General features: G+C 66.4%; 19 protein-coding genes and 1 other RNA gene. 6 read left to right on the top strand and 14 right to left on the bottom strand.

Annotated elements, in window-relative coordinates; genetic code table 11:
• Positions 1 to 10 precede the first annotated feature (10 nt).
• Positions 11 to 469 (bottom strand): D-aminoacyl-tRNA deacylase, encoded by a 459-nt coding sequence (dtd, locus tag ABIC50_RS00670; RefSeq protein ID WP_012363101.1) that lies wholly within the window; start codon positions 467 to 469, stop codon positions 11 to 13.
• Positions 466 to 1,707, bottom strand: a complete 1,242-nt coding sequence (tyrS, locus tag ABIC50_RS00665) for a tyrosine--tRNA ligase (RefSeq protein WP_006751890.1) — start codon at positions 1,705 to 1,707, stop codon at positions 466 to 468. The genes dtd and tyrS overlap by 4 nt, the downstream gene beginning before the upstream one ends.
• A gap of 142 nt (positions 1,708 to 1,849) precedes the next feature.
• Between tyrS and ABIC50_RS00660 the strand changes: the two genes are divergently transcribed.
• The gene (locus ABIC50_RS00660) at positions 1,850 to 2,998 is read left to right on the top strand and encodes an anhydro-N-acetylmuramic acid kinase (protein WP_354161037.1); all 1,149 of its coding nucleotides are present in this window, start codon (positions 1,850 to 1,852) and stop codon (positions 2,996 to 2,998) included.
• Positions 2,999 to 3,105: 107 nt separating this feature from the next.
• Here ABIC50_RS00660 and erpA read toward each other — a convergent pair whose 3' ends face one another.
• The 3 genes from erpA to rplM form a co-directional block, all read right to left on the bottom strand.
• Entirely contained in the window at positions 3,106 to 3,477 is a 372-nt protein-coding gene (gene erpA, locus ABIC50_RS00655; RefSeq protein ID WP_006751888.1) for an iron-sulfur cluster insertion protein ErpA, read from the bottom strand.
• 204 nt (positions 3,478 to 3,681) lie between these two features.
• Positions 3,682 to 4,074 carry a 30S ribosomal protein S9 gene (gene rpsI / locus ABIC50_RS00650; protein ID WP_006751887.1) on the bottom strand — a complete coding sequence of 131 codons (393 nt, stop codon included), beginning with the start codon at positions 4,072 to 4,074 and terminating at the stop codon, positions 3,682 to 3,684.
• A gap of 11 nt (positions 4,075 to 4,085) precedes the next feature.
• The gene (gene rplM, locus ABIC50_RS00645) at positions 4,086 to 4,514 is read right to left on the bottom strand and encodes a 50S ribosomal protein L13 (protein ID WP_009687896.1); all 429 of its coding nucleotides are present in this window, start codon (positions 4,512 to 4,514) and stop codon (positions 4,086 to 4,088) included.
• A gap of 313 nt (positions 4,515 to 4,827) precedes the next feature.
• Between rplM and ABIC50_RS00640 the strand changes: the two genes are divergently transcribed.
• A complete protein-coding gene (locus ABIC50_RS00640) occupies positions 4,828 to 5,133 on the top strand; it encodes a hypothetical protein (RefSeq protein WP_126227165.1) in 306 nt (101 codons plus the stop codon).
• Positions 5,134 to 5,567: 434 nt separating this feature from the next.
• Positions 5,568 to 6,032, top strand: a complete 465-nt coding sequence (locus ABIC50_RS00635) for an OsmC family protein (protein ID WP_072465471.1) — start codon at positions 5,568 to 5,570, stop codon at positions 6,030 to 6,032.
• A 70-nt stretch (positions 6,033 to 6,102) separates the two neighbouring features.
• Here ABIC50_RS00635 and rnpB read toward each other — a convergent pair.
• An RNA gene (gene rnpB / locus ABIC50_RS00630) (RNase P RNA component class A) lies at positions 6,103 to 6,514 on the bottom strand.
• A gap of 74 nt (positions 6,515 to 6,588) precedes the next feature.
• Entirely contained in the window at positions 6,589 to 7,653 is a 1,065-nt protein-coding gene (gene pyrC / locus ABIC50_RS00625) for a dihydroorotase (protein WP_354161035.1), read from the bottom strand.
• Positions 7,654 to 7,856: 203 nt separating this feature from the next.
• Here pyrC and ABIC50_RS00620 point away from each other — a divergent pair, with 203 nt between their 5' ends.
• Positions 7,857 to 8,774, top strand: coding sequence for a class II glutamine amidotransferase (locus tag ABIC50_RS00620; RefSeq protein WP_354161032.1), 918 nt, complete (start codon positions 7,857 to 7,859; stop codon positions 8,772 to 8,774).
• 300 nt (positions 8,775 to 9,074) lie between these two features.
• Here ABIC50_RS00620 and ABIC50_RS00615 read toward each other — a convergent pair whose 3' ends face one another.
• Positions 9,075 to 9,386, bottom strand: a complete 312-nt coding sequence (locus tag ABIC50_RS00615) for a hypothetical protein (protein ID WP_354161029.1) — start codon at positions 9,384 to 9,386, stop codon at positions 9,075 to 9,077.
• A gap of 45 nt (positions 9,387 to 9,431) precedes the next feature.
• On the opposite strand from ABIC50_RS00615, the gene ABIC50_RS00610 reads away from it, so the two are divergent.
• Positions 9,432 to 14,687 (top strand): autotransporter outer membrane beta-barrel domain-containing protein, encoded by a 5,256-nt coding sequence (locus ABIC50_RS00610; protein WP_354161027.1) that lies wholly within the window; start codon positions 9,432 to 9,434, stop codon positions 14,685 to 14,687.
• 111 nt (positions 14,688 to 14,798) lie between these two features.
• On the opposite strand, the gene ABIC50_RS00605 is transcribed toward ABIC50_RS00610, so the two are convergent.
• From ABIC50_RS00605 to ABIC50_RS00580, 6 genes are all read right to left on the bottom strand, one after another.
• Positions 14,799 to 15,524, bottom strand: coding sequence for an amino acid ABC transporter ATP-binding protein (locus tag ABIC50_RS00605; RefSeq protein WP_006755150.1), 726 nt, complete (start codon positions 15,522 to 15,524; stop codon positions 14,799 to 14,801).
• Positions 15,521 to 16,198, bottom strand: a complete 678-nt coding sequence (gltK, locus tag ABIC50_RS00600; RefSeq protein ID WP_011655973.1) for a glutamate/aspartate ABC transporter permease GltK — start codon at positions 16,196 to 16,198, stop codon at positions 15,521 to 15,523. Before gltK ends, ABIC50_RS00605 begins: the two co-directional genes overlap by 4 nt.
• The gene (locus ABIC50_RS00595) at positions 16,198 to 16,938 is read right to left on the bottom strand and encodes an amino acid ABC transporter permease (RefSeq protein ID WP_011655972.1); all 741 of its coding nucleotides are present in this window, start codon (positions 16,936 to 16,938) and stop codon (positions 16,198 to 16,200) included. The genes gltK and ABIC50_RS00595 overlap by 1 nt, the downstream gene beginning before the upstream one ends.
• An 84-nt stretch (positions 16,939 to 17,022) precedes the next feature.
• On the bottom strand, positions 17,023 to 17,916 hold the full coding sequence (locus ABIC50_RS00590) for a glutamate/aspartate ABC transporter substrate-binding protein (RefSeq protein WP_166726363.1): 894 nt from the start codon (positions 17,914 to 17,916) through the stop codon (positions 17,023 to 17,025).
• A 265-nt stretch (positions 17,917 to 18,181) separates the two neighbouring features.
• Complete coding sequence (locus ABIC50_RS00585; RefSeq protein ID WP_011655970.1) at positions 18,182 to 19,468, bottom strand: Glu/Leu/Phe/Val family dehydrogenase; 1,287 nt, start codon at positions 19,466 to 19,468, stop codon at positions 18,182 to 18,184.
• A 265-nt stretch (positions 19,469 to 19,733) separates the two neighbouring features.
• The gene (locus ABIC50_RS00580) at positions 19,734 to 20,687 is read right to left on the bottom strand and encodes a LysR substrate-binding domain-containing protein (RefSeq protein ID WP_354161025.1); all 954 of its coding nucleotides are present in this window, start codon (positions 20,685 to 20,687) and stop codon (positions 19,734 to 19,736) included.
• A 337-nt stretch (positions 20,688 to 21,024) separates the two neighbouring features.
• Here ABIC50_RS00580 and purB point away from each other — a divergent pair, with 337 nt between their 5' ends.
• Positions 21,025 to 22,413 carry an adenylosuccinate lyase gene (purB, locus tag ABIC50_RS00575; RefSeq protein WP_354161022.1) on the top strand — a complete coding sequence of 463 codons (1,389 nt, stop codon included), beginning with the start codon at positions 21,025 to 21,027 and terminating at the stop codon, positions 22,411 to 22,413.
• Positions 22,414 to 22,424: the final 11 nt, after the last annotated feature.

The following is a 22,424-nucleotide window of genomic DNA, read 5'->3' as shown; positions in this document are numbered from 1 at the left end:
CGGGAAAGTGTCAGGGCCGCACTTGCAGCCAGAACGTCACGGGGCCGTCGTTGACGAGCGACACCTGCATGTCGGCACCGAACTCGCCCGTCTCGACGATCGGATGGCGCTCGCGCGCGGCCGCGACGAAATAGTCGAACAGGCGCGCGCCTTCGTCGGGCGGCGCGGCCGGCGTGAAGCTCGGCCGCAGCCCGCTGTTGGTATCGGCCGCAAGCGTGAACTGCGACACGAGCAGCAGGCCGCCAGCGCCACCGGCGCCATCGATGTTCGACACCGGCAGGTTCATCTTGCCGGCCGCGTCGCTGAACACGCGATAGCCGAGCAGCTTCGCGAGGAGCTTGTCGGCCGCGGCCTCGGTGTCGCCGCGCTCCGCGCAGACGAGCGCGAGCAGGCCCGCGCCGATCTCGCCGGTCGTGCGGTCGCCGACGCGCACGTCGGCACGCTTCACGCGCTGGATCAGCGCGATCATGCGCTCAGCGTGACGCGCGCGAAGCGGCGCTTGCCGACCTGGACGACGAATTCGCCGGCCTCGACCTTCAGGCCCTTGTCGGACACGGTCGCACCGTCGATCTTCACGCCGCCCTGCTCGATGTTGCGCAGCGCTTCGCTCGTCGACGGCACGAGGCCGGCCTGCTTCAGCAACTGGCCGATCGCGAGCGGCGCGCCCGCAAGCGTGACCGACGGGATGTCGTCCGGCACGCCGCCCTTCGCGCGGTGGTTGAAGTCGTCGAGCGCACGCTCGGCGTCGGCCTGCGAGTGGAAGCGCGCGACGATTTCCTGCGCGAGCAGCACCTTGAAGTCGCGCGGGTTGCGGCCGCCTTCGGCGTCGCGCTTGAAGCCGGCGATCTCGTCGAGGCTGCGGAACGACAGCAGTTCGAAGTAACGCCACATCAGGGTATCCGAGATGCTCATCAGCTTGCCGAACATGTCGGTCGGCTTCTCGCTGATGCCGACGTAGTTGCCCTTCGACTTCGACATCTTCTCGACGCCGTCGAGGCCTTCGAGCAGCGGCATCGTCAGGATGCACTGCTGTTCCTGGCCGTACTGCTTCTGCAGTTCGCGGCCGACCAGCAGGTTGAACTTCTGGTCGGTGCCGCCGAGCTCGAGATCGGCGTTCAGCGCAACCGAGTCGTAGCCCTGCATCAGCGGGTACAGGAATTCGTGGATCGAGATCGGCACGCCGCCCTGGAAGCGCTTCGTGAAGTCCTCGCGCTCGAGGATCCGCGCGACCGTGTAGCGCGACGCGAGCTTGATCATCCCGTCCGCGCCGAGCGGCATCGACCATTCGCTGTTGTAGCGGATCTCGGTCTTTTCGCGGTCGAGCACGAGCGCGGCCTGCTCGAAGTAGGTCTTCGCGTTCGATTCGATCTGTTCGCGCGTGAGCGGCGGACGCGTCGCGTTGCGGCCCGACGGATCGCCGATCAGCGACGTGAAATCGCCGATCAGGAAGATCACGGTATGACCGAGGTCCTGCAACTGACGCATCTTGTTCAGCACGACCGTATGGCCGATGTGGATGTCGGGCGCGGTCGGGTCGAGGCCGAGCTTGATGCGCAGCGGCGTGCCGGTGGCCGCGCTGCGCGCGAGCTTCTGCGCGAACTCTTCCTCGATCAGCAGTTCGTCGACGCCGCGCTTCGTGACGGCGAGCGCATGGCGGACTTCGTCGGTGATCGGGAAAACAGGCTTGGAACTGGGTTCGGTGCTCATCGGTGCCGGGAAGAATGTCGCAAAGACAGGGATTTTCCCATAACTTGCGCGTGCATCGCTTAACGATGCGTCAGGTTGCGCGGATAATCGGGCGCAAGGCGCGTGGCACCGGCCCGCGCCGCTCGATCCAGGAGAACCCAACGTGCCGCAACGACATCCGCAACCTGCCCATCCGGCCGACGGCATCTACTTCGGGCTGATGTCGGGAACCAGCATGGACGGCGTCGACGGCGTCGCCGTGCGTTTCGAAACCGGCCACGCACCGGTCGTGCTCGCGGAAGCGTTCGTCGGCTTCGCGCAATCGCTGCGCGACGCGCTGTTCGCGCTGCAGCAGCCGGGTAATGATGAAATCGACCGGGAATCGCTCGCGGCGAACGCGCTCGTCGCGCGCTACGCGGTGTGCTGCCATGAATTGCAGCGCACCGCCGGGCTGTCGCGCGACGAGATTCGCGCGATCGGCGTGCACGGCCAGACGGTGCGTCATCGCCCCGAGCGCGGCTATACGCGGCAGCTCAACAACCCGGCGCTCCTCGCCGAGCTGACCCAGGTGGACGTGATCGCCGATTTCCGCAGCCGCGATGTGGCCGCTGGCGGCCACGGCGCGCCGCTCGCGCCGGCGTTCCATGCGACGGTGTTCGGCGCGCCCGGCGAGACGCGGGTCGTCTGCAATCTCGGCGGGATCAGCAACATCACGATCCTGCCCGCCGAAGGCGGCGACGTGCGCGGCTTCGACTGCGGCCCCGCGAATGCGCTGCTCGACGAATGGGCGACCCGCCATCTCGGCAAGCCGTACGACGACGGCGGCAAGTTCGCCGCGCGCGGCACCGTGCATGCGCCGCTGCTCGACGCACTGCTCGACGAGCCCTATTTTGCGGCGCCGCCGCCGAAAAGCACCGGCCGCGACCTGTTCAATCCCGCGTGGCTCGACGCGAAGCTCGCCGCGTTCGCGCAGGTTGCGCCGCAGGACGTGCAGGCGACCCTCACGGCGCTCACTGCCGCGTCGGTCGCACGCGAGGTCGCCACGCATGCATCGGGCTGCAAGGCCCTTTTCGTATGCGGCGGCGGCGCACGCAACCCAGTGCTGCTCGACGCGCTCCGGGACGCGCTGCACCAGGCCGGCGTGCCGGCCTCGGTCGATACGACCGCCGCGCTCGGCGTGCCGCCGCAACAGGTCGAGGCGCTCGCCTTTGCGTGGCTCGCGTACCGCTTCACCGCGCGCGAGCCCGGCAATCTTGCGACGGTGACCGGCGCGGCCGGCAACCGCGTGCTCGGCGCGCTTTATCCGCGCTGACGCGGTGCCCGCCGCGCGGCGGGCGCTGCATCGCAGACGGGAATGAAAAAACGGGGCATGAAGCCCCATTTTTCATATCGGCGAACCGGCGCGGATCTGCCGGATGCTCAGACCGAGAACGACGAGCCGCACCCGCAGGTGGTCGTTGCGTTCGGGTTCTTGATCACGAACTGGGCGCCATTGAGGTCGTCCTTGTAGTCGATCTCGGCGCCGACCAGGTACTGGTAGCTCATCGAGTCGATCAGGAGCTGGACGCCGTTCTTGTTCATCACGGTGTCGTCCTCGTTGACTTCCTCGTCGAACGTGAAGCCATACTGGAAGCCCGAGCAGCCGCCACCCTGCACGAACACGCGCAGCTTCAGGTCGGGATTGCCCTCTTCGTCGATCAGTTGCTTGACCTTGTCGGCCGCGGCGTCGGTGAAGACGAACGGTACCGGCATTTCGGCCGTCGTTGCTGCGGATTCGGTAACAGCGTTCATGCGAACTCTCCAAAAAGCTTTAGCCGCTATTGTAGGGCCGATCAGAAGATCGTGCTGATGTCCATGAAATCAATAGGTTCTTGTTGATTTCAATCGCGTGGCCCCGCGGGTGGCCGTCGCGCGGGCATAAAAAAACCGCCAGCGCGAAAGCTGGCGGTTTTTTCGGCGGACGCCGCCCGAAAGCGGCGAGGCCATGAAGCGGAATTAACGCTTCGAGAACTGCTTTGCGCGACGTGCCTTGCGCAGACCAACCTTCTTACGCTCGACTTCACGTGCATCGCGCGTGACGAAGCCTGCGGTCGACAGCGACGGCTTCAACGTCGCATCGTAGTCGATCAGTGCACGGGTGATGCCGTGGCGCACTGCGCCTGCCTGACCCGTTTCACCGCCGCCCGTGACGTTCACCTTGATGTCGAACGTCTGGCCGTGGTTCGTGAGTTCCAGCGGTTGACGCACGATCATCAGCGACGTTTCGCGCGAGAAGTAGTCAGCGATGGGCTTGCCGTTGACGATGATGTCACCCTTGCCAGCCTTGATGAAGACACGTGCGACAGCGCTCTTGCGGCGGCCCGTACCGTAGTTCCAGTTACCGATCATATGGGCTCCCCTTAGATCTCGAGCGCCTTCGGCTGTTGCGCCGAATGCGGATGCGTGGCTTCAGCGTAGACCTTCAGCTTCTTGATCATTGCGTAGCCGAGCGGGCCCTTCGGCAGCATGCCCTTGACCGCTTTCTCGAGCGCGCGGCCCGGGAAGCGTTCTTGCATCTTGCCGAACGTCGTTTCATAGATACCGCCCGGGTAGCCCGAGTGACGGTAGTACTTCTTGTCGAGAGTCTTGTTGCCCGTGACCTTCAACTTGCTCGCGTTGATGATGATGATGAAATCACCAGTGTCGACGTGCGGGGTGAACTCAGGCTTGTGCTTGCCGCGCAGACGGCGTGCCACTTCGCTGGCAACACGGCCGAGAACCTTATCCGTCGCGTCAATCACGTACCATTCGCGCGTCACCTCATGGGCTTTTGCGGAAAACGTCTTCATGATCGATCCAAAAAAAATGCTTTGCCCGATGTGTTCTTCCTGCTTGTCTGTGTGCGCTTCGAGGCGCGGTGCAGGCTCTCCCTGTTTCTTTTTCCGTGGGCATGAATGCGGAAAAGCCCTGAATTATAAAGGAAATACGGCAACGCGGTCAAAGGGAATCCACGTCCCGCACCGGCCGCGCCCGAAATGAGCCAGAATTCGGTCGTGCCCCGACACACCAGGCGAACCGAGCGCCCGGGGAGGCACCCATCGACGTGCGGCACCAGACCTTGCCGCGCCCGATCGGCCGACCACGGAAAAACGACCAACAAGCATGATGAAACAACGACTTACGCCTATTCTCGCGGCCGGATGGCTGGCCGCCGTCGCGCCCGCCATCGCGGCCCCGGCCGGCTGCGAAGCCAAGCTCGACGCACTCGACGCCCGCATCGCGGAGGCCCGCGGCGCCCATGCCGAAGATCGCGTCGCCCGCTTGCGCGCGGTACGCGCGCGCGTGCAGCACTTCTGCGCGCGCGGTTACAGCGATGCCTCGGGCGCGCCCGCGCCGGCGCCCGCCGCCCGTGCCGCGGAGTCGCCACCCGACGCGGCGTCGCGGCCGGCCGCACGACAGCCCGCGTAATCACCACCCGTAACGGATGTCGGAGCGCGCAAACTGCGCGCTGCTCTTTGCATGGGACGAAAAAAAGCCCGAACGGCTGGTTCGGGCTTAATCCACCTCAGGAGGAGGGTGGAGGAGACATGCGGAGATTGTCGCACCGCGACAACCAATGAGGCTCATTATACGAATGGGGGGTCGACTTCACAAGAAAATTCGCATTAAGAAATCGCAAACCACAATGTGGGATGCACGCCATTTCGCGAGGCGAGTCGACTTTTCTCTTTAAAATCAATAGATTGGTTAGCGAGCGTACGCGCAGAAGCCCATCGAAGCTAGAGTAAAACCCCTAAAACCCGCAGGGAAATCGGCGTCCGAGGCCAACTGGGCGCCGCACGCCCCGGCCCGCCCTTACGCGTCGTGCAGCGCATCAGCCGACCATTGCCCGGCGGGCTACAATGCCGGATCGAATCCGAATCAGGCAACGCTGGAGTGCAAGCATGGAATGCAAAGTAAGCTGGATGGGTCAGGACGGCATGGCGTTTTCCGCCCAGACCGGAAGCGGGCATCTCGTCGCGATGGACGGCGCGCCGGAAGGCGGCGGCCATAACCTCGCGCCGCGCCCGATGGAAATGGTGCTGGTCGGCACCGGCGGCTGCACCGCGTACGACGTCGTGCTGATCCTGAAGAAGAGCCGCCAGGAAGTCACCGGCTGCTCGGTCACGCTGAAGGCCGAGCGCGCGAGCGAAGATCCGAAGGTGTTCACGAAGGTCCACTTCCACTTCACCGTCACGGGCCGCAACCTGAACCCGGCCACGGTCGAGCGCGCGATCAACCTGTCGCACGACAAGTACTGCTCCGCGTCGATCATGATCGCGAAGACGGCCGAACTCACGCATTCGTTCGACATCGTCGCGGACTGAACGCACGGCAGCCACGCATGAAAAAAAGGGCCGGCGCTCCTGGTGGAGCGCCGGCCCTTTCACATTCGAACGGCAAAGCAGGCCGATAAGCCGGATTCTGTGCACGCTGCACGCCGAAGCGCGCAGCGCGTGGCAGCCATTCCTCTAGGCGCGCCATTGCTGACGCGCTCAAGCTTCCTACCCGCAGACGAGACGGGGGCCCCGTCCTGCATCCGAAAATGCGCGCCTGCCTACTTGGAATTGCTCCGGGTGGAGGTTACCGTGCCGGCGAACGTCGCCGTCGCCGCGGTGCGCTCTTACCGCACCGTTTCACCCTTACCTGATCCCGGCTTGCGCCGGGCCATCGGCGGTTTGCTTTCTGTTGCCCTGTTCCGCGTGTCGCCACGGATGGCCGTTAGCCATCACCCTGCCCTGTGGAGTCCGGACTTTCCTCGCCCCCGCCCGCCCGAAGGCGGCGAGGCCGCGACTGCCTGGCCTGCTTTGCGACGCGCATTCTAGCACCGCGCGCCGCCGGCCGTCTGGCCGGCGTCACGCGGCGGTGCGCCGGCCGCCCCGGTTACGCGAATTTCCAGCCGATCGCCTCGCCGGCGCGCAGCGGCACGACCGGCGTATCGCCCGCGAACACCTCGCGCGGCAATTCCCAGGTCTCGCGACGCAGCGTGACGGTTTCGGTGCTGTGCGGCAGCCCGTAGAAATCCGCGCCGAAGCGGCTCGCGAAATTTTCCAGCTTGTCGAGCGCGCCGACCTGGTCGAACGCTTCCGCATACAGCTCGAGCGCGTGCAGCGCCGTGTAGCAGCCCGCGCAGCCGCACGCGGTTTCCTTCGCGCCGCGCGCGTGCGGCGCGCTGTCGGTACCGAGGAAGAAGCGCGGGTTGCCCGACGTCGCGGCGTCGACGAGCGCGACGCGATGCGTTTCGCGCTTCAGCACCGGCAGGCAGTAGTAATGCGGGCGAATGCCGCCGACGAACAGCGCGTTGCGGCTGTAAAGCATGTGCTGCGGGGTGATCGTCGCGCCGAGCAGGCCCGGCGCCGCGTCGGCGTCGCGCACGTAGTCGGCCGCGTCCTTCGTCGTGATGTGTTCGAACACGACCTTCAGGCCCGGGAAATCGCGGCGCAGCGGCGTCATCACGCGATCGATGAACACCTTCTCGCGATCGAACATGTCGACCGACGGATCGGTCACCTCGCCGTGCACGAGCAGCGGCATGCCGGTTTCCTGCATCACCTCGAGCGTCTTCGCGCACTTCGCGAGATCGCTGACGCCGTGGTCGGAGTTCGTCGTCGCGCCGGCCGGATACAGCTTCACGCCGTGCACGAAGCCGCTGTCGCGCGCACGGCGGATTTCGTCGGGCGCCGTGTTGTCGGTCAGGTACAGCGTCATCAGCGGCTCGAACGTCATCCCGGCCGGCAGCGCGGCCAGGATCCGCTCGCGATAGGCCTGCGCGTGCGCGGTGGTCGTGACGGGCGGCTTCAGGTTCGGCATGACGATCGCGCGGGCGAACTGGCGCGCGGTGTGCGGCAGCACCGCGGCCAGCATGTCGCCGTCGCGCAGGTGCAGGTGCAGGTCGTCGGGACGGGCGAGCGTGAGCGTCGCCGGAGAGGAAGCGTTCGAGGCAGTCATAGGAGGCGTCGTGAGGAACGGGCTGGCCATCTGCGGGGCCGGAACGCACGTGCGCGGACCGACTGACGGCAAACCGCAACACGAGGCCTTCGGCCGGCGGAATCCGCTTTTTACCGCTCAAGGCTCGGTGATATGCTAGAAACCACATTGTACCGGGGTTCCCCCGGTTGGTTACCCCGCTTCCGCCCCCGCCCCCAAGTAAAATGTGCCAACTCCTAGGAATGAACTGCGCCGCGCCGACGGACGTCACATTCTCCTTCACAGGTTTCGCGGCCCGGGGCGGCCTCACCGATCACCATGCCGACGGCTGGGGAATCGCGTTCTTCGAGGACAAGGCCTGTCGCCTCTTCATCGACCAGCAGGCATCGGCCACGTCGCCGATCGCCGAAATGGTGAAGCGCTACCCGATCAAGTCGAAGAACACGATCGCGCACATCCGCAAAGCCACGCAGGGTCACATCCTGCTCGAGAACAGCCACCCGTTCATGCGCGAGCTGTGGGGGCGGCACTGGATCTTCGCGCATAACGGCGATCTGCAGGACTACGAACCCGACCTCGACGGCAGCGTCTACCATCCGGTCGGCACGACCGACAGCGAGAAGGCGTTCTGCGTGCTGATGCAGGGGCTGCGCGAAGCGTTTCCCGGCGCGCAGCCGCCGTTGCCGGAGCTGTTCGAGCGCGTCGGCGAGCTGACGCGCGGCATTACCGATCACGGCGTGTTCAACTTCCTGATGTCGAACGGCCAGGCGCTCTTCGCGCACTGCTCGACGCGGCTGCACTACCTCGTGCGGCGCTGGCCGTTCTCGACCGCGCACCTGGTCGACGAAGACCTGTCGATCGACTTCGCGAAATACACGACGCCCGAGGATCGCGTCGCGGTGATCGCCACGCAGCCGCTGACCGACAACGAAATCTGGACGTCGTTCGAACCGGGCGAGCTGATCATGTTCCAGTGCGGCGACGTCGCCGCGCGGATGCAGATTCCGGTGCCCGAGCGCGTGCTCGAGAAGCTGCGCAACCCGGCGCTCGATGCATCGGCGTCCGCGCCGTGCGGCGGTGTGATTCGCGAAGCGCTGGCGGCCGGCGCCTCGGACGACGGCGACGACGCGATCGATTTCTGAGCCACGCGCGCTCGCGCACCCTGCTTCCGTTGCCGTCACCACGCGACGGCGTGATCGCCGGTCATGCCGGCTTGGCATGACCGATTATCCGCGCCCGAATCCGGCCCGTGCACTCTCGCGGAAAATCGCGCCGCTTTTCCATCCGCACTCCGGCTTTCGTTTCATCTGAACCACAATTCCGCGTATCGAGCCGACCTCACCCAACATTCACTTGATTTTATTAACGTTCAAGCGAAAATAATACATACGCGAAACAAATAAATATCCGCGCTCACAATTACATAATCCTGAAGCCCCATTTTATCGCGGCAATTTTCCGCGAACAGTGCGGCAGGCCACCGACGCACGGCATAAATACGGGACCCCTTCAAAATCGAACAAACCCTTGCCCCACAAGGCTTTCAGTTCGATTAACCACACAATCAAAAAATACAGAATGAAATCGGCATTATCGCCACATTCGTTATTTTTTTGATAATCGATTGCCAACTCCATTAGTAGACTCGCCCCATCCCCGGTGTAACGGATCACGATTGGCGCGACATCCGCAATGCGGCAACGGCCGCCGCACGCCCATTCGAGCCATTTTCCCGCCGTGGAATGCGCTTTCACCGTACCGCGGTGGACACCACTTCAAAAAAGAGAGAGGGGCTTGTCGTGAATCACTCATTTCGATCGATATGGAGCGAAGCTGCCGGCTGCTGGGTGGCGGTCGCGGAAACGGCCCGGGCGCGCGGCAAGCGTTCGGGCGGCGAATCGGGCGCAAGCCGCCGTGCCGGCCGCATGGCCGCCCGCCGCTCGCCGCTGCGTGTCGCCGCGCTCGGCGCCGCGCTGGCCGCGCTGTCGGCCGGCTCCGCGCACGCATCGACGTGCGGCGACGGCTCCGCGGTCGCGAGCAGCGGCACGTGCGCGCTCGGCAGCTACAGCCCGACCGTGAATGACAACCTGGCCGGCGCCACGACCGTGTCGGGCGGCGACACGGTCGGCGTGACGGGTGCATGGACGAGCGCCGCCGGCGACCCCGGCTATACGCTCACGCCGATCGGCAATACGTCGATCGTGTCGGGCAACCCGAACCAGCCGCTGCTGTCGCTCGGCGGCAAGACGCAGAGCGTCAGCACGCCCGACTCGATCACGGGCACCCATACGTCGATCGCCACCTACGACTCGTCCGCGTTCGCCGCGTCGACGGCCGGCGCGACCAACGTACCCGTCTACCAGGACGTGAACGGCAACCAGTACGTGAACCTTCGGCTCGGCACCGTCGACCGCACCGGCGGCACGCTGAACGTGTCGATCGGCAATCCGGCGAACGCGCCCGACGCGGCCGGCAACGCGATCTCGATCGCGCCGAAGCAGACGGACCTCACCTTCGCGGACGGCACCGGCTCCGCAAAAAGCGTCGTCAACTGGAATTCGCGCAACCAGATCTGGCTCGGCACCGGCGACTATCTCGCGAGCGGCGGCGCCGTCGGCCAGGTCCAGCTCGACGTGCCGACCTATGCGGGCACCTTCACCGCGTTCGACGGCAGCACGTGGACGGTGAGCGACGCCGCGTCGCTCGCCGCGTACAACGACTTCCTCGCGCGCGCCGTGCGCAGCGGCGCGCTCGGCTCGCAAGCCGCGTACGACACCGCGTTCGGCCAGGCCGTCACCTCCACGCAGGAAACCTTCCAGTACGCGAACAACGTGTCGGCCGGCGACAAGAACACGCTGCCGATCGACCATCTGTCGGTGATGCACGGCACGGGCGCGAACGCGACGCTGCAGATCGGCAAGGACGGCCAGATCGACTTCCGCGGCACCAACACGATCGAATCGAGTTCGGCCGTCCTCGCGGAAAACGGCGCGCACTTCGTCAACGACGGCCGCCTGTCCGGCGACTTCACGCTGGTGCGCCTGCTCAGCGGCGCGAGCGGCGTCAACAACGGCGTGATCTCGGCCGGCTACGCGTCCGGCGACAACGTCGACACGAGCAGCAGCACGCCGCCCGACAACTTCGGGTTCCACGCGTACACCGAGGGCAACGGCGTGTACGCAAGCGGCACGGGCACGACGTTCGTGAACAACGGCGTGATGAACGTCGGCGCCTGGACGCTCGACGGCAACCGCCCCGACCTGCAGAACTACGCGGTGGGCGTGACGGGCGGCGCGAATGCGTCCAACGCCGGCACGATCAACGTGGGTGTCAACGCGACGACGCTCGACAGCCAGGTGATCGGCGGCTTCGCGGCCGGCGGCACCTTCACCAACGAGGCCGGCGGCACGATCCAGCTCGGCCGCGCGGCCCAGTACGCGCCCGGGGCAGCGGCGAACGACGTCGCGCTGTCCGCGCGCGCGTACGGGATCCTGCTCGGCGCGTCGGGCACGGCCAGCAATCTCGGCTCGATCGTGATCGGCTCGCAGACGCAGAACGGCGCCGGGATGGCGAGCGTCGGCTCGTCGTCCGGCACGCTGCGCAACGCGGGCTCGATCGTCGTGAACGGCGCGGCGCCCGGCACGCCGCTCGCGAACGTCGGCATGCTCGCGGCCAATTCGGCCGCGACCGTCACCAACACCGGCACGATCACGCTGAACGGCGTGAACGGGATCGGCATCATGGTGGTCGGCACCTCGACGGCGACGGCCGCGACGTCGACCGGCACGATCAACGTGGCCGGCGGGCTCGATCCGGCCTCGGACACGCGCAACTACGGCGTGTGGGCCGAAGGGTCGCGCGCGCAGGCCACGGTCGACGGCGCGCTGAATCTGACGGGCAACGGCGCGATCGGCGTCCATGCGCGCTCGGGCGCGACCATCGACGTCGGCGCGAACGCGGTGCCCCGCTTCATGTCGGGCACGAACCAGATCGGCTTCTATGCGTATGGCGCGGGCTCGAGGATCAACGTCGCCGCGCAGCACCTGAGCGTCGATACCGACGATTCGACGCTGTTCCGGATCGCGGGCGGCGCGGCCTATACGGGCGCGTCGGCCGCCGGAACGCTGACGACGGACGTGACCGGCCAGCGTGCGCGCGGCGTGCTCGCGACCGGCGCCGGCACGACGCTGTCGACCGGCAATGCCACCTACAACGTCAACGGCGCGAACGGCATCGCGGTGGCGGTCGAAGGTGGCGCGCAGGGCTCGATCGACGCCGGCGCGACGATCAACCTGAATGCGGCCGGCGCGACGGCGGGTGTCGTCGACGGCCAGGCGCACGACCTCGCCGGCGCGAATGCCGGCGCGCCGGTCGCGACGACGCTGGCCAACGCTGCGGCGGTCACCTCGTCGAGCGCGGGCGTGACAGGTTTCGTCGCGCGCAACCTCGGCACGCTCGAGAACCGCGGCTCGGTGCTGCTGACCGGCGCCGGCTCGACGGGCGTCGTGATCGGCCCGCTCGGCACGGTGAACAACGCGTCGGCGATCCGCGTGTCGAACGGCACCGGCGCGCTCGTGCAGGGCGCGTCGGCGACGCTCGCCAACGCAGGCACGATCGAGGCCGACGACGGCGTCGCGGGCGTGCACCTGACCGGCGCGGGCGCGTCGGTCGCGCTGTCGGGCGCGGGCACCGTCATCGCCAATGGGAGCGCCGACGGCGTGCGGGTCGATTCGAGCGTCGCGGACGGCGGGATCGCGGCCGGCGCGACGTCGATCGTGGTGGGCGGCGCCGGCAAGGGCATCGACAACCTCGGCACGAACACGACGATCGCGCTGTCGGGCACGCAGATCGGCACGACCGGCAACGGCGCCGACGGGCTGTCGTCGACGGGCGCCGGCGCGCGCATCGTGACCGACGCGGCGACCGTCGTGCGCACCGCCGGCGACACCGCACGCGGCCTCGTGGTGGCGGGCGCGGATTCGACGCTCGCGGCCAACGGCACGACGGTCGCGACGACGGGCGCCGGCGCGCACGCGATCGTCGCGGGCAGCGGCGCGAGCGCGTGGCTGTCGGGCGCAAAGGTTTCCACGGCCGGTGCGTCGGCCGACGGCCTCGTCGCGCAGAACGGCGGCCGCATCGGCGACACGGGTTCGTCGATCGCGAGCGCGGCCGGCAGCGGCGCGAACGTCGACGGCGGCGGCGTGCTCGCGCTGACCGGCACGACGCTCAAGGGCGCGACCGCCGGCGTGCTGAGCACCGACACGCTCGCGACCGGCGCGACGAGCGCGGTGCTGGTCGACGGCGGCAGCGTCGCGTCCGTCGCGGGGCCGGCATTTGCTGCACGCGGCGGCACGGTCGACATCGCGGTGCGCAACGGCACCGTCGTGACGGCCGGCAACGGCACGCTGCTGGACCTCGCGAACGGCAGCACGGCGACCTTCAACGCATCGGCGGTCAACCTGAGCGGCGACATCGTGTCGGACGCGTCTAGCAACGGCAACGTGTTCCTGGCGAACGGCACGACGCTCACCGGCAAGATCGACCCGGTCGCACTGAGGATCGACGGCTCGAGCGCGTGGCACATGACAGGCAGTTCGGTGCTGAGCAGCCTGAACAACGCGGGCCTCGTTGCATTCGCCGCACCGTCCGGCGCGCCGACGGCGGCAGGCAGCTACCGGACGCTGACCACCGGCAGCTACGTCGGCTACGGCGGCACGATCGCGCTGAACACCTACCTCGGCGCGGATGCGTCGCCGACCGACCGGCTGATCGTGAACGGCGGCACCGCGAGCGGCACGACGGGGCTGAAGATCGCGAACACGGCCGGCACCGGCGCGCAGACGACCGGCGACGGGATCCCGGTGGTCGTCACGGCCAACGGCGGCACGACCGCCGCGTCGGCGTTCCATCTCGCGGGGCCGGTGCAGGCCGGCGCATACGAATACCGGCTCTATCGCGGCGGACAGAGCGATGCGAACGGCTGGTACCTGCGCTCGCAACTCGACCCGACCGATCCTGACGATTCGATTCATCCGTCCGGCAACGGGAACGGGAACGCCAATGGCAACGGCAACGGCGGCAATCTCGCGTATCGCCCGGGCGTCGCCGGCTATGCGATGACGCCGCTGCTGAACGCCGACTACGGCTTCTCGACGCTCGGCAAGCTGCACGAACGCGTCGGCGATATCTACAACCTGGATAAGCAGGCGCCGGGCAACCGCGACGGCGTGTGGGGGCGCATTGGCGGACAGAGCCTCGACGCGAACGCGGGCCGCTTCGCGGCCGACGAGCGCACGTTCTTCGCGCAGTTCGGCAAGGACTGGACGCTCGACCAGGCTGCGGCCGGCGGCAGCACGCACGCGGGCGTGACGGCGAGCATCGGCGTCGCGAACGCGAGCTTCGACGACATCGCGCGTGCCGATACGCCGGGCCTGTCGACGTCGACGGGCTCGGTCGAGATGCACGCGCAGAGCGTCGGCGGCTACTGGACGCGCTACCTCGCCGCCGGCACCTACTTCGACAGCGTCGGCCAGGTCACGCACTACGGCAACCGCTATCGCGACAGCTACGGCAACGACGCATCGCAGAACGGCTTCGGCATCGCGCTGTCGCAGGAAGTCGGCAAGCCGTTCGGGATCGGCGGCACGCCGATCGCGGTCGAGCCGCAGGCGCAGCTGATGTATCAGTACCTGAAACTGAACGGGTTCAACGACAACGTGTCGGCCGTATCGGGCACGACGACGAACGCGTTGCGCGGGCGCGTCGGCGTGCGGATCTTCCGGCCGAACCTCGACGCGAACGCGGGCGGCGGCGCCGCGACGCCGTACTTCACGGCCGACGTGCTGCACGACTTCCTGTCGCCGGGCCAGACGGTCGTCGGCGGCACGCCGTTCGCGACGCACCTGGGCCGCACCTGGTACGAGCTGGGCCTCGGCGTGACCGCGGGCTTCGGCAAGTCGGGCGAGCTGTACGCGAACGTGAAATATGCGCGCAACCTCGGTGGCGATTACCGGCGCGGCGTCACCGGGCAGGTCGGTTACCGCTACAGCTGGTAACGCTCGACGCGAACCCGGCCGTTGGCCGGCTGCCGACGAAAAAAAACCGCCCGGCGTTCGGCCGGGCGGTTTTCCGCATTCGCGCACACGAAGCGCGCGATGCACGAACGCTCAGTGCAGGATTTTCGCGAGGAAGTCCTTCGCGCGATCCGACCTCGGATTCGAGAAGAAATCGTCCTTGCGGTCGTCCTCGACGATTGCGCCCTTGTCCATGAAGATCACGCGATGGGCGACCTTCTTCGCGAAGCCCATTTCGTGCGTGACGACCATCATCGTCATCCCTTCCTGCGCGAGCTCGACCATCACGTCGAGCACTTCGTTGATCATCTCCGGATCGAGCGCGGACGTCGGTTCGTCGAACAGCATCGCGATCGGGTCCATCGACAGCGCACGCGCGATCGCGACCCGCTGCTGCTGGCCGCCCGACAGCTGCCCCGGAAACTTGTGCGCATGCGCCTTCAGGCCGACGCGATCGAGCAGCTTCATGCCCTTCTCGTTCGCTTCGTCCTTGCCGCGGCCGAGCACCTTGATCTGCGCGAGCGTCAGGTTCTCGGTGATCGACAGATGCGGGAACAGCTCGAAATGCTGGAACACCATCCCGACCTTCGAGCGCAGCTTCGACAGGTTCGTCTTGCGATCGCCGACCGACTGGCCGTTCACGAGGATCTCGCCCTGCTGAAACGGCTCGAGGCCGTTGACGGTCTTGATCAGCGTCGACTTGCCCGAGCCCGACGGACCGCACACGACGACCACTTCGCCCTTGTTCACCTCGGTCGTGCAATCGGTGAGGACCTGAAACTGGCCGTACCACTTCGAAACGTTCTTGATGGAAATCATCTTGTGACCTTTTTCTGGAGACCTTTGACGAGGGCAGACGCCACCGAGCAAATCACGAAATAGCATGCACCCGCGAACAGGACCATCTCGACGGTCGTACCGTCGCGATCGCCGACGTTGGCGGCCGTGCGGAAGAAGTCCGCGAGGCTGATCACGTACACGAGCGACGTATCCTGGAACAGGACGATCGCCTGCGTGAGCAGCAGCGGCACCATCGCGCGGAACGCCTGCGGCAGGATCACGAGGCGCATCGCGTGCGCGTAGTTCATGCCGAGCGCGAACGCGGCGTTCATCTGCCCGCGCGGCACCGCCTGGATGCCGGCACGGATGATCTCGGAATAATACGCGGCTTCGAACAGCGAGAACGCGACCATCGCCGACGCAAGCCGGATGTCGATCGTCGGCGACAGCCCGAGCACGCCCTGCAGCACCTGCGGCACGATCAGGAAGAACCACAGCAGCACCATCACGAGCGGGATCGAGCGGAACACCGTCACGTACGCTTTCGCGAACCACGCGAGCGGCTTCACGCCGGACAGCCGCATCAGCGCCAGCAGCGTGCCCCAGACGATACCGACGACGATCGCGATCAGCGTGATCTTGAACGTGACGATCGCGCCGGACCACAGCGTCGGCATCGCGCCGGGAATACTACTCCAGTCGAACTGATGCATCACTTGCCTCCGATGTAGCCGGGCAGCCGCGTACGGCCTTCGATCCAGCGCATGAACGACATCACGACGAGGTTGATGACCACGTACGCGAGCGTCACCGCGATGAACGACTCGTAGGTCTGCGCGGTGTAGTCGACGAGCTGGCGCGCTTGCGCGGACAGATCGAGCAGGCCGATCGTCGACGCGACGGCGGAGTTCTTGAAGATGTTCAGGAACTCGGACGTGAGCGGCGGCACGATGATCCGGTAGGCCACCGGCAGCAGCACGTAGCGATACGTCTGCCATTGAGTGAAGCCCATCGCGAGGCCGGCCGCGCGCTGGCCCGTCGGCAGCGCGTTGATGCCGGAGCGCACCTGCTCGCACACGCGCGCCCCGGTGAACAGGCCGAGACAGACGATCGACGCGGTGAAGAACTGCGTGGTCGGCGGCAGTTGCTTGATCCAGGTGCCGACCGACGCGGGCAGCAGCTCGGGCACGACGAGGTACCAGATGAAGAACTGCACGATCAGCGGGACGTTCCGGAAGATCGACACATAGATTGTGCCGATCGCGGACAGCCATTTGTTCGGCACCGTGCGCAGCACGCCGAACAGCGAACCGACGATCAGCGCGATGACCCAGGCGACGAGCGACACTTCGATCGTCACCCAGAAGCCCGACATCAGCCATCCGAAATAAGTCGTCGGCTCGCCGGTCGAGACGGGGCTCAGGAAGATGCCCCAGTTCCAGTGGTAAGACATAGGCAAGACTCCAGCAAAAAGAAACGGAAGAAGCATGGCCTCTTCCGTTTCAGTAGCGTCATTACTGCGTCAACGTCCGTGTGGTCAGTCGAGCGCCTTGTCGTTCGGGTTCGCGTACAGCTTCTTCATAGAATCGGACAGCGGGAAGTTCAGGTTCAGCCCCTTCGGCGGAATCGGGCTCTCGAACCACTTCGCGTAGATCTTCGCGGCTTCGCCCGACTTCTCGACTTGCGAGATCGCGTCGTCGACCACCTTCTTGAAGTCGGTATCGCCCTTGCGCATCATGCAACCGTAAGCCTCTTCCGATTGCGGCGTGCCGACGATCACCCACTCGCCCGGCTGCTTCGCCTTCGCGCGCTCGCCCGCGAGCAGCGCATCGTCCATCATGAACGCGACCGCGCGGCCCGACTCGAGCGTGTTGAACGAGTCGCCGTGATCCTTCGCGCTGATGATGTTCATGCCGAGCTGCTTGTCGTTGTTCATCTTGCGCAGCAGGCGCTCGGACGTCGTGCCGGCGGTGGTCACGACCGTCTTGCCCTTCAGGTCGGCGAAGTCCTTCACGCCCGAATCCTTCTTCGTCATCAGGCGCGTGCCGATCACGAAGATCGTGTCGGAGAACGCGGCTTGCTGCTGACGCTCGGTGTTGTTGGTCGTCGAGCCGCACTCGATGTCGACCGTGCCGTTCTGCACGAGCGGGATGCGGTTCTGCGACGTGACCGGGATGTTCTTGACTTGCAGGTTCGGCAGGCTCAGCTTCTTCTTCACCGCGTCCACGACCTTCATCTGGAATTCGCGCGAATAGCCGACGACCTGCTGGTTCTGGTCATAGTAGGAGAACGGGATCGACGATTCGCGGTGCCCCAGCGCGATCACGCCCGTGTCCTTGATCTTCTTCAGCGTGCCGGTCTCCTGTGCATGCGCGCCGCTCGCGAACGCGCAGAGCGCCGCGACCATCAGGACTGCCTTGTGGTATTTCATTTTGGTCATCTCCTTTGCTAAAACCCGCGCCAGTGTATCAAAGTAATATTTTTGAAAGAACTGGTTGTTTACCGCACTACGAATCGCCCTGTACGAAGCCTTCCTCCCGGCTTCGGGCGCGCTTGTGACGCATGAATGCACGCGCGGGCGGTGCCGGATTTCGGCACCGCCCGCGAGGGATCATGCACGCAATCGGTGGATTGCGTCACGCTGTGATCGTAGTCAACCGATCGCCGATCGGCAATGGCCGATCGGCGACGCCCGATCAGGGGTACAGGCCGCGCATTTCGCGCGCCATCAGGATGCGCTTGCACGCGACGATGAACGCCGCCGTACGCACCGACACCTTGTGCTCTTCCGAAACCGCCCACACGCCGGCGAACGCTTCGCGCATCACGCGCTCGAGACGGTGGTTGATCTCGTCTTCCGTCCAGAAGAAGCTCGAGAAGTCCTGCACCCACTCGAAGTACGACACGGTCACGCCGCCCGCATTCGCGATCACGTCCGGGATCACGAGCACGCCGTTCGCGCTCAGGATGTCGTCGGCCGCCGTCGTCGTCGGGCCGTTCGCGCCTTCGACGATGATCTTCGTGCGGATCTTCGATGCGTTCTTCTCGGTGATCTGGTTTTCCAGTGCCGCCGGGATCAGGATGTCGGTCTCGACCGTCCAGAACTCGTCGTTCGGCATCGGCTCGGCGCCTTCGAAGCCCGCGACGCCGCCCGTGCGTGCCACGTGGTCGAGCAGCTTGTTCGAATCGAGGCCGGCCGGCCGGTAGATCGTGCCCGTGTGATCCTGCACCACGATCACCTTCGCACCCGCTTCCTGGAACAGCTTCGCCGCGATGCCGCCGACGTTGCCGAAGCCCTGCACCGCGATGCGCGCGCCTTCGATTTCCAGGCCCTTCTTCTTCGCCGCTTCGCAGCCGACGACGAACACGCCGCGGCCCGTCGCTTCCTTGCGGCCGAGCGAACCGCCGAGCGAGATCGGCTTGCCGGTCACGACGCCGGTCGACGTCTGGCCCTGGTTCATCGAGTAGGTGTCCATCATCCACGCCATCACCTGTTCGTTGGTGTTGACGTCCGGCGCCGGAATGTCGGTGTTCGGTCCGATGATGATGCCGATTTCGCTGGTGTAGCGACGCGTCACGCGCTCGAGCTCACCGCGCGAGAGCTTGCGCGGGTCGACGCGGATGCCACCCTTCGCGCCGCCGTACGGCACGTTCACGGCCGCGTTCTTCACCGACATCCATGCCGACAGCGCCATCACTTCCGACAGCGTCACGTCCTGGTGGTAGCGCACGCCACCCTTGCCCGGACCGCGCGACACGTTGTGCTGCACGCGATAGCCTTCGAAGTGCGCGACGGTGCCGTTGTCGAGCTCGATGGGGCAGTCGACGATCAGGATGCGCTTCGGACGCTTCAGCGTTTCGAGCCAGCGCGACAGCGAACCGAGGTACGGTGCGACGCGATCGACCTGCTGAAGGTAGTTGCCCCACGGGCCGAGATCGTCGGCGTGCAGGTAGGACGGGATGGACTGCAGTTGCGAAGACATGGATGCTCCAACGTTCAACGGATTGCGCACATTGTCGAAAAAGCCATTTTTTTTATCCAATGCCGTTTGCTTATTCGATTATGCGTTTCTTGCATGATCGGGATTTTTCGCAAATCCGCGGTCGATTTGCGCAAGAACGCCCGCGATCGGTCGTGCATCGCGCTGCGCGAAAATCGTTGGTGCAATATGCGGGACGCCCGCCGGACAGCCGTCCGACAGGCGCGGCAAGCTCGTCGTCAGCCGCGCGCGGCCGTGTTCGGTTCCATCATTCGGCCGTGTCGCGTAATTCGTCGCGCACGACTTCCCACAACGCGCGCACGAGTTTCTGGCGCGGATCGTCCCCCTGCAGCGCGAGCTTGTCGCAGTACAGGCGAATCTCCATCGTCAGCGTGTACGGATGCGTGCCGCCGCGCGCGGAGCGGTCGAGCCGGATCAGCCGGCCGCTGGCCACCGCGTCCTCGACCGCGCTGTGCGGCAGGAACGCGACGCCGTGGCCCGCGAGCGCCATCGCCTTCAGCCCTTCGGCCATGTCGGTTTCGTACACGCGATCGAGGAACAGCCGCGTCGGTGCGTTCGCAACGATGACTTCGGTCATCCGGCCGAGATACGCGTTCGGCGTATACGACAGGTATGGCACGCGCGCATCGGCCGTTCCCGGCAGCGTGTAGCGCGGCCGGCCCGCGCGGCCCGGCGCCGAGAACGCGCTGATCGGCTCGCTGCCGAGGATCAGCATGTCGTAGCGCGCCGGGTCGAGCGCGACCGGGTGGCTCGGGTGGTGGTAGCCCATCACGAGATCGCAGCCGCCTTCAACGAGCGACAGCACGGCATCGTGCACGTTCAGCGCGCGCAGCCGCGTGTGGACCTGCCCCATCTTCGCCTCGATCCGCTGCAGCCAGCGCGGGAAATACGTGAGCGACAGCGTGTGCGGCACCGCGAACTCGATCGTCGGCACCGGCGCGCCGACGTGGCCGCGCAGCAGCGTGCGCGCCTCGTGCGCCTGCGACAGCATCGTCAGTGCCTGCTCGTAGAAGATCTGGCCGGCCTGCGTGAGCCGCGTCGGATAGACCGAACGGTCGATCAGTTCGGTCGCCAGCCAGGCTTCCAGCGCCTGGATGCGCCGCGAGAACGCGGGCTGCGACACGTGCCGCAGTTCGGCGGACCGGCTAAAGCTGCGCGTTTCCGCGAGCGAGACGAAGTCTTCGAGCCATTTCAGTTCCATGCAGGCGGGCGCGGCGGGCGGCGGTCGGGAAGAAGCCTGCATTCTACCGGCGGGCGGGTGTGGGCCGGCGGCGGGGTCGGCGGTGGGGTCGGCGGTGGGGTCGGCGGTGGGGTCGGCGGTGGGGCCGGCGGGCGGCGGCGGTGTGACAGGCGGACCCGGCGAGCCGGCCCAGGCGCCCGCCGCCAGGCCGGATGCGCGACGGCCGGCCGCCGGGTGCACGCCGGTCGCCCGCAGCAGGGCCGGCCGAACCGGTTCGGCCGGAATTGACCCGCGCCAATGGTAAAATGCCGGATTCTCCTCCCCCTCGTTCGCCCCGGCTCCAAGGCCCCGCCCGATCATGTCCGACACTCGTCCCGATACGCTTTTCGCCCTCACCGCGCTCTCGCCCATCGACGGCCGCTACGCCAGCAAGACCGAAGCGCTGCGCGACTGGCTCTCCGAAGCCGCCTTCATGCGCCACCGCGTCACCGTCGAGGTGCACTGGCTGATCGCGCTGTCGCGCGCCGGCTTCGCGGAAGTCCCGCGCTTCTCCGACGCCGCCGAACAATTCCTGCTGCAGCTCGCCGAGCGCTTCACCGCGCACGACGCCGCGCGCATCAAGGAAATCGAGCGCGTGACGAACCACGACGTGAAGGCCGTCGAATACTGGCTGAAGGAATCGGTCAAGGGCCAGGCCGAGCTCGAAAAGGCCAGCGAATTCATCCACTTCGCGTGCACGTCGGAAGACATCAACAACACGTCGCACGGGATGATGCTCGCCGGCGCGCGCGAGCACGTGATCCTGCCGGCGCTGCGCACGGTCCACCAGCGCCTCGTCGCGCTGTCGCACGCGCACGCCGAGCAGCCGATGCTGTCGCGCACGCACGGCCAGCCGGCCAGCCCGACGACGCTCGGCAAGGAACTCGCGAACGTCGCCGCGCGGCTCGCGCGCGCGATCGCGCGCATCGAGAAGGTCGAGATCCTCGGCAAGATGAACGGCGCGGTCGGCAACTTCAACGCGCATCTCTCCGCGTATCCGGAATTCGACTGGGAAGCGTTCTCGCGCGACGTGATCGAGAACCGCCTGAAGCTGACGTTCAACCCGTACACGATCCAGATCGAGCCGCACGACTACATGGCCGAGCTGTTCGACGCGGTCGCGCGCGCGAACACGATCCTGCTCGACCTCGACCGCGACGTGTGGGGCTACATCTCGGTCGGCTACTTCAAGCAGAAGACGAAGGCCGGCGAAATCGGCTCGTCGACGATGCCGCACAAGGTCAACCCGATCGATTTCGAGAACTCGGAAGGCAACCTCGGCCTCGCAAACGCGACGCTGCGCCACCTCGCCGACAAGCTGCCGGTGTCGCGCTGGCAGCGTGACCTGACCGACTCGACGGTGCTGCGCAACATGGGCGTCGCGCTCGGCTACTCGCTGCTCGCGTACGATTCGCTGATCCGCGGCCTCGACAAGCTCGAAGTGAACCCGCAGCGCCTGAACGAAGATCTCGACAACTGCTGGGAAGTGCTCGCGGAGCCGGTGCAGACGGTGATGCGCCGCTACGGCATCGAGAACCCGTACGAGCAGCTGAAGGAACTGACGCGCGGCAAGGGCATCACGCGCGAAGCGCTGCAGGAATTCGTCGGCACGCTGGCGATTCCGCAGGACGCGAAGGATCGCCTGCTCGCGATGACGCCTGCGTCGTACATCGGCAAGGCCGTCGAACTGGCGAAGCGGATCGCGTAAGCGCCGCCGTT

Source organism: Burkholderia sp. 567, from assembly GCF_040545115.1.
Lineage (GTDB): Bacteria > Pseudomonadota > Gammaproteobacteria > Burkholderiales > Burkholderiaceae > Burkholderia > Burkholderia ambifaria.
This window is presented reverse-complemented; position numbering and strand designations above follow the sequence as displayed.